12 protein-coding genes are annotated in these 12,847 nt (G+C 62.5%); 5 read left to right on the top strand and 7 right to left on the bottom strand.

Features of this window, described 5'->3' with window-relative positions; translation table 11 throughout:
• The first annotated feature begins 452 nt into the window (after window positions 1–452).
• From uvrA to NKI59_RS18045, 4 genes are read left to right on the top strand one after another with little or no spacing between them, the layout of a single operon-like run.
• On the top strand, window positions 453–3,374 hold the full coding sequence (uvrA, locus tag NKI59_RS18030) for an excinuclease ABC subunit UvrA (RefSeq protein WP_352705740.1): 2,922 nt from the start codon (window positions 453–455) through the stop codon (window positions 3,372–3,374).
• Window positions 3,374–3,784 (top strand): DUF302 domain-containing protein, encoded by a 411-nt coding sequence (locus tag NKI59_RS18035; RefSeq protein WP_352705743.1) that lies wholly within the window; start codon window positions 3,374–3,376, stop codon window positions 3,782–3,784. Before uvrA ends, NKI59_RS18035 begins: the two co-directional genes overlap by 1 nt.
• Window positions 3,781–4,251 carry a GNAT family N-acetyltransferase gene (locus NKI59_RS18040; protein ID WP_352705745.1) on the top strand — a complete coding sequence of 157 codons (471 nt, stop codon included), beginning with the start codon at window positions 3,781–3,783 and terminating at the stop codon, window positions 4,249–4,251. Before NKI59_RS18035 ends, NKI59_RS18040 begins: the two co-directional genes overlap by 4 nt.
• 28 nt (window positions 4,252–4,279) lie before the next feature.
• Window positions 4,280–5,086, top strand: a complete 807-nt coding sequence (locus tag NKI59_RS18045) for a DUF72 domain-containing protein (RefSeq protein ID WP_352705748.1) — start codon at window positions 4,280–4,282, stop codon at window positions 5,084–5,086.
• 45 nt (window positions 5,087–5,131) lie between these two features.
• On the opposite strand, the gene NKI59_RS18050 is transcribed toward NKI59_RS18045, so the two are convergent.
• The 6 genes from NKI59_RS18050 to urtA form a co-directional block, all read right to left on the bottom strand.
• Complete coding sequence (locus tag NKI59_RS18050) at window positions 5,132–5,332, bottom strand: hypothetical protein (protein ID WP_023674857.1); 201 nt, start codon at window positions 5,330–5,332, stop codon at window positions 5,132–5,134.
• 217 nt (window positions 5,333–5,549) lie between these two features.
• On the bottom strand, window positions 5,550–6,245 hold the full coding sequence (gene urtE, locus NKI59_RS18055; protein ID WP_352705750.1) for an urea ABC transporter ATP-binding subunit UrtE: 696 nt from the start codon (window positions 6,243–6,245) through the stop codon (window positions 5,550–5,552).
• Window positions 6,246–6,315: 70 nt separating this feature from the next.
• Window positions 6,316–7,062, bottom strand: coding sequence for an urea ABC transporter ATP-binding protein UrtD (gene urtD, locus NKI59_RS18060; protein WP_023674855.1), 747 nt, complete (start codon window positions 7,060–7,062; stop codon window positions 6,316–6,318).
• Window positions 7,063–7,069: 7 nt separating this feature from the next.
• Entirely contained in the window at window positions 7,070–8,302 is a 1,233-nt protein-coding gene (urtC, locus tag NKI59_RS18065; protein ID WP_352705753.1) for an urea ABC transporter permease subunit UrtC, read from the bottom strand.
• Window positions 8,299–9,915, bottom strand: coding sequence for an urea ABC transporter permease subunit UrtB (gene urtB / locus NKI59_RS18070; protein ID WP_352705755.1), 1,617 nt, complete (start codon window positions 9,913–9,915; stop codon window positions 8,299–8,301). Before urtB ends, urtC begins: the two co-directional genes overlap by 4 nt.
• A 100-nt stretch (window positions 9,916–10,015) precedes the next feature.
• Window positions 10,016–11,326: an urea ABC transporter substrate-binding protein gene (gene urtA / locus NKI59_RS18075; protein ID WP_352448748.1), complete on the bottom strand. Its 1,311-nt coding sequence runs from the start codon at window positions 11,324–11,326 to the stop codon at window positions 10,016–10,018.
• A 300-nt stretch (window positions 11,327–11,626) separates the two neighbouring features.
• Here urtA and NKI59_RS18080 point away from each other — a divergent pair, with 300 nt between their 5' ends.
• Window positions 11,627–12,022: a hypothetical protein gene (locus NKI59_RS18080; RefSeq protein WP_352705758.1), complete on the top strand. Its 396-nt coding sequence runs from the start codon at window positions 11,627–11,629 to the stop codon at window positions 12,020–12,022.
• A gap of 49 nt (window positions 12,023–12,071) precedes the next feature.
• Here the strand turns inward: NKI59_RS18080 and NKI59_RS18085 are convergent, their stop codons facing one another.
• Window positions 12,072–12,782, bottom strand: a complete 711-nt coding sequence (locus NKI59_RS18085) for a purine-nucleoside phosphorylase (RefSeq protein ID WP_352705760.1) — start codon at window positions 12,780–12,782, stop codon at window positions 12,072–12,074.
• Between the last annotated feature and the right edge of the window lie 65 nt (window positions 12,783–12,847).

Consider the following 12,847-nt stretch of genomic DNA (forward strand, 5'->3'; position numbering starts at 1 on the left):
CGGCTCCAGCGATACGTGGAGCCTCAACGAACAATCCGGTGGAGTCATGCCTCTGCTCTCCTTCTGTTGGTTGCGACTGTCGTCGTCGAAGCACTCATCGCATAACCCGCGGCGTCTCGCAGGCTAGCCCCAGGCCGCGAGGCCATCGAAAGACGGCCGGCTTCGTTGACGTCTGGAGTCTGCCCCCACGGTGCAGGGACGTCAACCTTGAATAGCCGATTACCGAAAATGTGATCGCGAGACGGTTTGGGAAGCCGGCCCCACGGGCAGCTTTTGTCAGGAGCGTGTTCGGCCTTTGTTCTTTCCGCTTGCCCGTTCGCGCGAAAGGCGGTTAAACGCTTTGGTCGAGAGTTGTGGCGTCTCTCGAAAAGGCGGCGAAATTGCCTACATAGGGGGTGGTCGGGAAAACCCGCCCATCCCACGAATTCCAGATTCTGAGGCGGCGACCGGCGATGGCCGACCATAAATATCTCTCCATTCGCGGGGCACGCGAACACAATCTGAAGAATGTCGATCTCGACCTGCCGCGTGACAGCCTGATCGTCATGACCGGCCTGTCGGGGTCGGGCAAGTCGTCGCTTGCCTTCGACACCATCTACGCCGAGGGCCAGCGCCGCTATGTCGAGAGCCTTTCGGCCTATGCGCGGCAATTCCTCGAAATGATGCAGAAGCCGGACGTCGACCAGATCGACGGCCTGTCGCCGGCCATCTCCATCGAGCAGAAGACCACCTCGAAGAACCCGCGCTCGACGGTCGGCACCGTCACCGAGATCTACGATTATATGCGGCTTTTGTTCGCCCGCGTCGGCATCCCCTATTCGCCGGCCACCGGCCTGCCGATCGAGAGCCAGACGGTTTCGCAGATGGTCGACCGGGTGCTTGCGGTCGAGGAAGGAACTCGGCTGTTCATCCTGGCGCCGATGGTGCGCGGCCGCAAAGGCGAGTACCGCAAGGAACTGCTTGAGCTGCAGAAGAAAGGTTTTCAGCGCGTCAAGGTCGACGGCGTCTTCTACGAGATTGCCGACGTGCCGGCGCTGGACAAGAAGTACAAGCATGACATCGACGTTGTCGTCGACCGCATCGTCGTGCGCGGCGATCTGGCGACGCGGCTCGCCGATTCCATCGAGACCGCGCTGAAGCTGGCCGACGGGCTGGCGGTGGCGGAATTTGCCGACAAGCCGCTCGACGCCAGCCAGACCGGCGAGGATTCGGTCAACAAATCGAAGAACGAGACGCATGAACGCATGCTGTTCTCGGAAAAGTTCGCCTGCCCGGTATCCGGCTTCACCATTCCCGAGATCGAGCCCAGGCTATTCTCCTTCAACAATCCGTTCGGCGCCTGCCCGACCTGCGACGGGCTCGGCAGCCAACGCGCCATTGATGCCAGCCTGGTCGTGCCCGACGAGAATGTCTCGCTGCGCGCCGGCGCCGTCAGCCCGTGGGCGAAGTCGACCTCGCCCTATTATGCGCAGACGCTGGAAGCGCTGGGCGTTGCCTATGGCTTCAAGCTCGGCGACAAGTTCAAGGATTTGAGCGAGGAGGCAAGGCAAGCCGTCCTGCACGGCACCGGCGAGCGCGAAATCACCTTCCATTATGATGACGGTCTGCGCTCCTACAAAACGACCAAAACCTTCGAGGGCGTCATCCCCAATCTCGAGCGCCGCTGGAAGGAAACCGAATCCGCCTGGATGCGCGAGGAGATCGAGCGCTTCATGTCGGCCACGCCCTGCCCGGCCTGCCGCGGCTACCGGCTGAAGCCCGAGGCGCTCGCGGTCAAGATCGCCGGCAAGCACATTGGCGAGGTCACCGAACTGTCCATCCGCAAGGCCGACCAGTGGTTCACCGATCTGCCCGCTTCGCTCAACGACAAGCAGAACGAGATTGCGGTGCGCGTGCTCAAGGAAATCCGAGAGCGGCTGCGCTTCCTCAACGATGTCGGTCTCGATTATCTGACGCTGTCGCGCAACTCCGGCACGTTGTCGGGCGGCGAGAGCCAGCGCATCCGGCTGGCCTCGCAGATCGGCTCCGGCCTGACCGGCGTACTTTACGTGCTGGACGAGCCGTCGATCGGTCTGCACCAGCGCGACAACGCCCGCCTGCTCGACACGCTGAAGCATCTGCGCGACATCGGCAACACGGTCATCGTCGTCGAGCACGACGAGGACGCCATCCTGCATGCCGACTATGTCGTCGATATCGGCCCGGCTGCCGGCATTCATGGCGGCCACATCATCGCCCAGGGCACGCCGCAGCAGATCATGGCGACGCCCGCTTCGATCACCGGTAAATATCTGTCGGGCGAGCTCGAAGTGGCGACGCCGGCAGCGCGGCGTGAGGCCAAGAAGAACCGCCGGCTGAAGGTCGTCGGCGCGCGCGGCAACAATCTGAAGAACGTCACCGCCGAAATCCCGCTCGGCACGTTTACCGCCGTCACCGGCGTATCCGGCGGCGGCAAGTCGACCTTCCTGATAGAGACCTTGTTCAAGGCGGCGTCGCGCCGCATCATGGGCTCGCGCGAGCATCCGGCCGAGCATGACCGCATCGAGGGGCTGGAATTCCTCGACAAGGTCATCGATATCGACCAGTCGCCGATCGGGCGCACCCCGCGCTCCAACCCTGCCACCTACACCGGCGCCTTCACGCCGATCCGCGACTGGTTCGCCGGCCTGCCGGAGGCCAAGGCGCGCGGCTACCAGCCGGGCCGCTTCTCGTTCAACGTCAAGGGCGGCCGCTGCGAGGCCTGCCAGGGCGACGGCGTCATCAAAATCGAGATGCACTTCCTGCCCGACGTCTACGTCACCTGCGACGTCTGCCACGGCAAGCGCTACAACCGCGAGACGCTGGACGTCCTGTTCAAGGGCAAGTCGATCGCCGACGTTCTCGACATGACGGTCGAAGAAGGCGTCGATTTCTTCGCCGCCGTGCCCGGCGTGCGCGACAAGCTGGAGACGCTGAAACGGGTCGGCCTCGGCTACATCCATGTTGGCCAGCAGGCAACGACCTTGTCGGGCGGCGAGGCGCAGCGCATCAAGCTTGCCAAGGAACTGTCGCGCAAGGCGACCGGCAAGACGCTCTACATTCTCGATGAGCCAACCACCGGCCTGCATTTCCACGACGTCGCCAAGCTGCTTGAAGTCCTGCATGAGCTGGTCGACCAGGGCAACACGGTCGTCGTCATCGAGCACAATCTAGAGGTGATCAAGACCGCTGACTGGGTTCTCGATCTTGGCCCCGAAGGCGGCGACGGCGGCGGCGAGCTGGTGGCGTCCGGCACGCCGGAGGACATCGTCAGCGAAAAACGCAGCTATACCGGCCAGTTCCTGAGGGAATTGCTGGAGCGGCGCCCCGGAGGCAAGCGCGAAGCGGCGGAGTGATGGCAAAGAACGGTCTCATCACGGTCCAAAGCCGCTTCGGCGTGGCCGAAACGATCGATCGCCTGGTCGGGACTGTGGAAGGTGCAGGATTGCTGGTCTTCGCCCGCATTGACCACGCCGCCGGTGCGCGCAGCGTCGAAGCATCACTGCGTCCAACCCAGCTCCTGATTTTCGGCAATCCGAAAGGCGGCACGCCGCTGATGCAGGACCGGCAGCTTGCCGGCATCGATCTGCCGGTCAAGGCACTGGCTTGGGAGGACAAGCAAAGCAAGGTCTGGCTCTCCTACAATGACGCGCACTGGCTCGCTGAGCGCCACGGCTTGGGCGACGCCAGTCGCAATGCCGTCGCCGCGATAGCGGCCGGCATGGACAAGGTGATTGCGGCCGCTGCCGGCGCGGGCCAGTTTTGATCATGAGAGCCGCTCGGGCCGATGATCTCCCCACGGTGATCTCGCTCACCACCGACGCCTACGCGCCCTACACTGCCCTGTTCGGAGCGCCGCCGATCCCCGTCACCGAGGACTATGCGCCGCGCATAGAACGCGGCGAGGTCTGGCTTTCGGAGCAGGACGAACAGCCGGCCGGCTTGATCGTTCTCGAACGACATGCGGACCATACAATGATCTTCAGCGTCGCCGTTGCGCCGGCCTTTCAGGGCAAGGGTTTCGGCATCGGGCTGCTCGACTGGGCCGAGCAACAGACGCGCTTGTGGAGCTTGCCTGAAATCCGACTCTACACCAATGCCAGAATGGAACGGAACGTTTCGTTGTATAAGGCCTACGGCTTTCGCGAAACGGGTCGCCGGCCCAATCCATATCGGCCAGGATGGACGGTCGTCGACATGGCGAAAGCCGTCGAGACGACCGCCATCGCGTGATCCTTTTCTGCAAACCGGGAGGACGACCATGACTCAATCAGGAACAATCCGCGCCGGCATGGGCGGCTGGACCTTCGAGCCGTGGGACACGTCCTTCTACCCGGACAAATTGTCGAAGGCCAAGCAACTGCATTATGCCAGCCGGCAGGTGCCCACTATCGAGGTCAACGGCACCTATTATTCGAGCTTCAAGGAGCCGACCTTCGTCAAATGGGCCAACGAGGCGCCGGATGGTTTCGTCTATTCGCTGAAGGGCAACCGCTTCGTCACCAACCGCCGCGTGCTCGGCGAGGCCGGGGAATCGATCATGCGCTTCCTCGGGTCGGGCGTCGCGGCACTTGGCGACAAGCTCGGGCCGATCCTGTGGCAGTTCGCGCCGACCAAGAAATTCGACCCGGACGATTTCGAGGCCTTCCTCAAGCTGTTGCCGGAAAAGCAGGACGGCGTTGCGCTGCGCCACGCGGTCGAGGTGCGCAACGACAGCTTCGTCGTGCCGGAGTTCGCCGCCTTGGCGCGAAAGCACAAGGCCGCCATCGTCTATGCCGACCACGCCAAATATCCGGGGATTGCCGACGTTACCGGCGATTTCATCTATGCGCGGCTGCAGACCGGCAGCGACGACAATCCCGATTGCTACACGCCAAAGGCGCTCGACGAATGGGCGGCGCGCGCAAAAACCTGGGCGGAAGGCAAGGTGCCGGCCGACCTGTCGCGCGCCGATCCTTCAACCGACGCGCCGGTCAAGCCACGCGAAGTGTTCGTCTACTTCATCACCGAGGGCAAGGTCCGCGCTCCATTCGGCGCCATCGCGCTGATGAAGCGGGTCGCAGGCTGACGCCCCGCTGTCGGTGGTCCGCCTGGCTTGGTCCTAAACTACCGGCTATGCGGCGCGTTCGTCCGGACGCCGATCAACCCTGACGATCTCGTTGAAAGCATCGAGATCGACATAGAAGACCTTGGTGATCTCCGCGATGAGTTCGTCGTGGTCATACCCCTGCGATTTCAGAATGTTGATGGCTGTCAGGATATCGACGCGCTCCGTGAGCCGTCGTTTCTGGTAGTCCTCGACATAGCGCTCCATCGTCTGGCCCTGGCTCCCAAGCACCCGAAATGTTGGACGACAACAGATCGCTGGAAGGGAACGGCTTGCGCGCAAGCGTGCCGGCGCGGCCCGCGCCTTCCCCTGATCTGCCAAATTGGAACTGGTACGGAAAGCGGCCGACTCACCAAGGCCAAGCAAAATCTAGCACGCAATCTTCGGCGCGCCAGAGTTGCAAACCAATGGAATCAATAAGAATTCAGACAGTCAGGAATTTGCGGACGTCCGCCCGGTCGAGATCCTCGGCGGGGCCGGTATGGACGATCTGGCCGCGGTCCATGATATTGACCTCGTCGGCCAATTCCCGGCAGAAATCGAGATATTGTTCGACCAGAAGCACGGCGATACCGGCCTGGTCGCGCAGATAGCGGATGGCGCGGCCGATGTCCTTGATGATCGACGGCTGGATGCCTTCGGTCGGCTCGTCGAGCACCAGCAGCTTCGGCCGCATCACCAGCGCCCTGCCGATGGCAAGCTGCTGCTGCTGGCCGCCGGAAAGATCGCCGCCGCGGCGCGCGAGCATCTGCTTCAGCACCGGAAACAATTCGAAGACGTGACCGGGAATGTTGCGATCGGCGCGCTTCAACGGCGCAAAACCCGATTCGAGGTTTTCCCGCACCGTAAGCAGCGGAAATATCTCCCTGCCCTGCGGCACGAATGCGATGCCCGACCGGGCGCGATCATACGCCGCGCTCCGGTCGAGCGCCTTCCCCTCGAAGGCAATGCTTCCGCTCGTCAGCCGGTGATGGCCGACGATCGATCTCATCAAACTGGTCTTGCCGACGCCGTTGCGGCCGAGCACGCAGGTGATCTTGCCGGCGCCGGCCTTCAGCGAGACGCCGCGCAGCGCCTGGGCAGCGCCGTAGTGCAGCGTGGCATTGGAGACTTCGAGCATGGTCAGCGCTTTCTCCAACGCGTGAAGAACGAAAGGTCGAAATGATGGAACGGAACGCGCCAGACCATGTTCATCTCCCCAGATAGACTTCGACGACGCGCTCGTCGGCCGAAACGAAGTCGAGACTGCCCTCGGAAAGCACCGAGCCTTCGTGCAGGCAGGTGACCTTGACGCCGAGCTCGCGCACGAAATGCATGTCGTGCTCGACGACAATGACAGAATGGTCGCGCGCGATGTCCCTGAGCAGCCGCGCGGTTTCCTCGGTCTCGGCGTCGGTCATGCCGGCAACCGGTTCGTCGACCAGCAGCAGCTTCGGATCCTGCGCCAGAAGCATGCCGATCTCGAGCCATTGCTTTTGGCCGTGGCTCAGATTGGCGGCGAGTTCGTCACGCTTGTCGCCAAGCCGAATGATGCCGAGGATGTCGTCGATCTGCCGCACGTCCGCGGCCGACCGACGATGGAACAGTGCCGGGAAGATCGAGCGCGGGCCTTTCAGCGCCAGCATCAGATTGTCCTCGATCGTGTGGCTTTCGAAGACGGTCGGCTTCTGGAATTTACGGCCGATGCCCATCATGGCGATTTCGGCCTCGTCGTGTTTGGTCAGGTCGACCTCACCGTTGAAGAAAACTTCACCCGCGTCGGGCCGCGTCTTGCCGGTGACGATGTCCATCATCGTCGTCTTTCCGGCGCCGTTGGGGCCGATGATCGCCCGCATCTCGCCCTTGTCGAGCACCAGCGAAAGGTTGTTGATGGCGCGAAACCCGTCGAAGGAAACCGACACGCCGTCGAGATAGAGGATGGTGTTGCTCTTCGACATCAGGCCATCACTCCGCCGGCTGCGGTTCGGCGCCGGAGGCCGACCAGTCGCCCGGCCTTCTCGCCGCCGAGCGGTCGGTTTTCGGCGGCACCGGCGCATCGGGATCGATGCCGACTTCCTCGGCAACCGAGGCCGCCCGCAGCGCCTTGGCGTTGCCGCGCCAGGAATCCCACATGCCGATGATGCCCTTGGGCAGGAACAGCGTGACGGCGACAAACAGTCCGCCCAGCGCAAACAGCCAGAATTCAGGCAGCACGCCGGTGAACCAGGATTTACCGGCATTGACCAGAAGCGCGCCGATGATCGGCCCGACGATGGTGCCGCGCCCGCCGACGGCCGCCCACACCACCACCTCGATCGAATTGGACGGCTCGAATTCGCCAGGGTTGATGATGCCGACCTGCGGCACGTAAAGCGCACCGGCGATGCCGGCCATCACCGCCGACACGGTGAACGCGAACAGTTTGACGTTCTCCGCCCGCCAGCCGAGGAAGCGCGTACGGCTTTCGGCGTCGCGCACCGCCATTAAAAGCTTGCCATATTTGGAACCGACGATTGCCCAGGTGACGAAGACGGCGAGCGCCAGCATGACGGCGCTGACAGCGAACAGCGCCGAGCGCGTCATGTCGACCTGCACGTTGAAGCCCAAAATGTCCTTGAAATCGGTCAGGCCGTTATTGCCGCCGAAACCCATGTCGTTGCGGAAAAAGGCAAGCAGCAGCGCATAGGTCATCGCCTGGGTGATGATCGACAGATAGACGCCGGTGACGCGGCTGCGGAAGGCAAACCAGCCGAAGACGAAGGCGAGCAGGCCGGGCACCGCAAGCACCATGATCGCGGCAAACCAGAAATTGTCGAAACCATACCAGAACCATGGCAATTCCTTGTAGTTAAGGAACACCATGAAATCCGGCAGCAGCGGATTGCCGTAGACGCCGCGCGAGCCGATCTGGCGCATCAGATACATGCCCATCGCATAGCCGCCGAGTGCGAAGAAGGCGCCGTGGCCGAGCGAGAGGATGCCGCAATAGCCCCAGACGAGATCGAGCGCCAAGGCGAGCAGTGCATAGCAGAGGTATTTGCCGGTGAGCGCGACGATATAGGACGGCACGTAAAACGCACTTGTCGGCGAGACCGCAAGATTGAGCAGCGGCACGACGATTGCAACCGCCAGCAGGATGAAGATGGTGATGGCGACGCGGCGGTCGGCGCCGGCGGCAAAGAAGCGTCCCGTGATCATGCTTCCACCGACCTGCCCTTTAGCGCGAACAGACCGCGCGGGCGTTTCTGGATGAACAGGATGATCAGCACCAGGACGATGATCTTGCCGAGCACTGCTCCGGCATAAGGTTCGAGGAACTTGTTGACGATGCCGAGCGAGAAAGCGCCGACCAGCGTGCCCCAAAGATTGCCGACACCGCCGAAAACGACGACCATGAAGCTGTCGATGATGTAGCCGCGGCCGAGATTGGGCGAGACGTTGTCGATCTGGCTGAGCGCGACACCGGCGATGCCGGCAATGCCGGAGCCGAGTGCAAACGTTAGCGCATCGACCCAAGGCGTCCTGATGCCCATCGAGGCGGCCATGCGGCGATTGGCGGTGACGGCACGCATCTGCAGCCCCCAGGGCGTGCGTTTCATCACGTAGAGCAGCACCGCGAACACGCCGAGCGCGAATACCAGGATCCAGAGCCGGTTCCAGGTCACGGCAAGCTGGCCGATATTGAACGAGCCGGACATCCATGACGGGTTGCCTACCTCCTGGTTGGTCGGTCCGAACATGGTGCGTACGGCCTGCTGCAGGATCAGCGACACACCCCATGTCGCCAGCAGCGTCTCCAGCGGCCGTCCATAGAGGAAGCGGATCAGCCCGCGCTCGATGACAAGGCCGACGAGCGCCGCCACCAGGAAGGCCAGCGGCAGGGCGATGACCAGCGACCAGTCGAACAGGCCGGGAAAGGAATTACGGACAACCTCCTGCACGACGAAGGTCGTGTAGGCGCCGAGCATGACCATCTCGCCATGCGCCATGTTGATGACGCCCATGACGCCGAAAGTGATGGCAAGGCCAATCGCCGCCAGCAGCAGCACCGATCCAAGCGATATGCCATACCAGATATTCTGGCCGGCATCCCACAGCGCCAGCGTCGAATTGATGTTGGCGATCGCAGCCGTCGCCGCGTCCTTCACCGCACCTTCGGAATTGGCCTCTACCGACGTGAGCAGCGACACCGCATCGCGGTCGCTGCGCGCACCGATGAGCCCGATTGCCGCCAGTTTGTCGGCCTCCGGCCTGTCGGAAACGAGAATCGACGCGGCGCGGGCCTGTTCTAGCAGCGCCTTGACGCTTGCCACGCTCTCATTTGCGATCGCGGTGTCGAGCGGCTCGATGTTTGCCGCGTCCGGCGTCTTGAACATTGTGTCGGCGGCGGCAATGCGCACGGCCGGATCCTTGGAGCCGAGCGTCAGTGTGCCCAGCGCGTCGCGGATAACGCGGCGCAGCGTGTTGTTGACCTTGATCTTGGTGATGTCGGCCTTGGCAGCTTCGCCCGATCTTTCGCCGGTAAGCGCATCGAGCAGCTCGATGCCGTCGCCGCTCTCCTTGCCGACAAAGACCAGTGAATCGGCCTTGCGCACGTAAAGGCTGCCCTCCGCAAGCGCGGCAAGCGGCCGTTCTACGGCCGGATCGCCGGAAGCCGCAAGCTCCCGCACCACGGCTTCTATCGCCGGAAAATTGCCGGCGGTGGCGAATTTGGCGATGATCGCGCGTAGATCGGCTTCGCTGGCGTTCGACGGCAGCAGCGTCCCCAGGAGGAGCAGCAGCATCAGGCCAATCGCGCGGATCAGGATCATTGGTTTCTGGTGGCTCTTGAAGATTGAATGTCGCCTCCGGGCAGGCTGGAGGAGGAGCCTGCCCGGAGGCTTGCGGGTCTGGGAGGACAGACCGGGAGGATCAGTTGGTTCCCTTGCCGCCGCATTTGCCGGTGGCAACGTTGAAGTTGCCGCAGGACAGAGGCGCGCGCCAATCGGAGATCAGGTCCTTGGAGTCAGGCAGGTAGTCGGACCACTCGTCGCCCATCACCAGGCCTGGCGTCTGCGAGACGGTTTCGAACTGGCCGTCGGCCTGGATTTCGCCGATCAGCACCGGCTTGGTGATGTGATGGTTCGGCATCATCGTCGAATAACCGCCGGTCAGGTTCGGCACCGAGACGCCGACCATGGCGTCGATGACCTTGTCCGGATCGGTGGTGCCGGCCTTCTCGACCGCCTTCACCCACATGTTGAAGCCGATATAATGGGCTTCCATCGGGTCGTTGGTGGTGCGCTTGTCGTTCTTGATGAACTTGTGCCAGTCGGCGATGAACTTCGCGTTCTCGGGCGTATCGACGCTTTCGAAATAGTTCCAGGCGGCGAGATGGCCGACCAGCGGCGCAGTGTCCAGACCGGCAAGCTCTTCCTCGCCGACCGAGAACGCCATGACCGGGATGTCCTCGGCCTTGATGCCCTGGTTGCCGAGCTCCTTGTAGAATGGCACGTTGGCGTCGCCATTGACAGTCGAAACGACGGCGGTCTTCTTGCCGGCCGAGCCGAACTTCTTGATCGCCGAGACTTCGGTCTGCCAGTCGGAGAAACCGAACGGCGTGTAGTTGACCATGATGTCTTCGGCGGCAACGCCCTTCGCCTTCAGATAGGCCTCGAGGATTTTGTTGGTGGTGCGCGGGTAGACGTAGTCGGTGCCTTCGAGCACCCAGCGCTTCACCGAACCGCCGTCCTCGCTCATCAGATAGTCGACCGCGGGAATGGCCTGCTGGTTCGGCGCCGCACCGGTGTAGAACACGTTGCGCTCGCTTTCCTCGCCTTCGTACTGGACGGGGTAGAACAGGATGTTGTCGAGCTCGCTGAACACGGGCAGCACCGATTTGCGCGACACCGAGGTCCAGCAGCCGAACACCGCCGCGACCTTGTCCTTCGAGATCAGCTCGCGCGCCTTTTCGGCGAATAGCGGCCAGTTGGAAGCCGGATCGACGACGACCGCCTCGAGCTTCTTGCCGAGTAGGCCGCCCTTGGCATTCTGCTCTTCGATGAGCATCAGCATGGCGTCCTTCAGCGTCGTCTCCGAGATCGCCATGGTTCCCGACAGCGAATGGAGGATGCCGACCTTGATGGTGTCGTCGGCCGCCTTGGCGGGAATGCTCATCAGCAGGCCGGCGGTGACCACGCCGGCCGAAAACATTTTTGTTATTGTCGAGAAACTGCCCCTCATACTTTTAAACTCCCAAGCTGGTTAACTGCATCGGAACAGACCATGCAACGGCTGTGCCAATCACCGGCGAAAGATCGGAGGGTTTGAGATTTCCCAGCCCTGTCAGTCGGTTAATGTATTAGCCGCAGGAGATGAACCTCGCCTGCTTGGTTTGAAATGAGAAAAGATCACTCGTATCAGCCTAAGTTTTACTCATATACAGGCCAATGCCCGAATTTTGAGCAGCATCATATGAGCGCTGGCGAGGATTGCAGCGCCGCAGCGAAATGGGGCAAGTTCGACCCTTAAACGAGCGACGCCATGGCCTTCCGAACGTCTTGCATTTTCATCACCATGCTTCTGCTGGCGACGACGACCGTAGCGCGCGCCGGCTTCAGCGACGGCAAGCTGCCGGACGGCTCCTATCATTGCGAAGTCTATCTGCTAGGCATGTTCCTCAGCCTCGGCGACATCGCCATCAAGGGAAACGTCTATAGCGGTCCGGTTAGCTTCGGCACCGCGCCGCAGAGTTATAACTACCAGATGGATGCAGACGGTGTGATTACCTGGCTGGGTCCGCTGGGCGGTTACACCAGCGGTGGCAACTCGATCTCGCTTACGCAGGGGACGCTGGAAAGCGGAACCACCCCGTCCTTCGACATCATCATGAAGCAGCCAGACGGCGCCTTTACCGCCTCGACCTGCACGAAGCGTTGAAAAAAGTGCGGAACCTGGCGAGGTGCCATACTCCGAAGCAGAAAGCCGCCTAGCTCTCCGCCGCCATGTCGAGCGCTAGCCGGGTCATATCGGTGAACAGCCCCTGGCGTTCGGAATAGTCGGTCTGCTCGCCGGTTGCCACATTGTCGACGACGGTCAGGATCGACAGCGCCCGGGCGCCGAAATCGGCCGCAATGCGGTAGAGTGCGCTGGTTTCCATATCCACGGCGAGCGCCCCCTGTGCCTGTGCTTCGGCAAAGCGTTCGCGCCCCAGCGGATGATAAAAAATATCGCTGCAGATGGTCAGCCCGGCCCGATGGTCGATGCCGAGTTCCGCAGCCCGGGCCAACGCCTGGGCCAACAATGCCGGATCGGGGCCGGCATCGGCACGATAGAGCCCAAAAACCTGGCCGCTCTCCGCATTTTCGCCACGCACCGATTGCGCGATCACCAGGCTGCGCAGCACCACCTCAGCGGTCAGGCCGCCGCAGGTGCCGGTGCGGATCAACGTTTTCGCACCGTAGAAATCCAGCAGCTCGTGCACGTAGACCAGGAATGACGCGACGCCGATGCCGGTGGACTGGACGCTGACAGGCTTGCCGCGAAACAACCCGGTAAAGCCGAGCGCGCCGCGGCGGCCGTTGACGCAGCGCGGCGCTTCCAGAAAGGTCTCCGCCATCCATTCAGCGCGCTGCGGGTCACCCGGCAGCAGCACCGTGCTTGCGTAGTCGCCTTTGCTAGCCTCGTTGTGTGGCGTCACGGCATGCTTTCCAAAACCCGTCGCCCGTTTCGCCTGCAATCATGGCAGTCTCACGACATTGCGCA

This window comes from Mesorhizobium sp. M0598 (genome assembly GCF_040320865.1).
Classification (GTDB): Bacteria; Pseudomonadota; Alphaproteobacteria; order Rhizobiales; family Rhizobiaceae; genus Mesorhizobium.

Bases quoted from the DNA above. Each gene is read 5' to 3' on its own strand.
- urtD (WP_023674855.1), bottom strand. From the start codon at position 7,062: ATGTCGAAGAGCAACACCATCCTCTATCTCGACGGCGTGTCGGTTTCC.
- uvrA (WP_352705740.1), top strand. From the start codon at position 453: ATGGCCGACCATAAATATCTCTCCATTCGCGGGGCACGCGAACACAAT.
- urtA (WP_352448748.1), bottom strand. From the start codon at position 11,326: ATGAGGGGCAGTTTCTCGACAATAACAAAAATGTTTTCGGCCGGCGTG.
- urtB (WP_352705755.1), bottom strand. From the start codon at position 9,915: ATGATCCTGATCCGCGCGATTGGCCTGATGCTGCTGCTCCTCCTGGGG.
- NKI59_RS18045 (WP_352705748.1), top strand. From the start codon at position 4,280: ATGACTCAATCAGGAACAATCCGCGCCGGCATGGGCGGCTGGACCTTC.
- NKI59_RS18080 (WP_352705758.1), top strand. From the start codon at position 11,627: ATGGCCTTCCGAACGTCTTGCATTTTCATCACCATGCTTCTGCTGGCG.
- urtC (WP_352705753.1), bottom strand. From the start codon at position 8,302: ATGATCACGGGACGCTTCTTTGCCGCCGGCGCCGACCGCCGCGTCGCC.
- NKI59_RS18050 (WP_023674857.1), bottom strand. From the start codon at position 5,332: ATGGAGCGCTATGTCGAGGACTACCAGAAACGACGGCTCACGGAGCGC.
- urtE (WP_352705750.1), bottom strand. From the start codon at position 6,245: ATGCTCGAAGTCTCCAATGCCACGCTGCACTACGGCGCTGCCCAGGCG.
- NKI59_RS18035 (WP_352705743.1), top strand. From the start codon at position 3,374: ATGGCAAAGAACGGTCTCATCACGGTCCAAAGCCGCTTCGGCGTGGCC.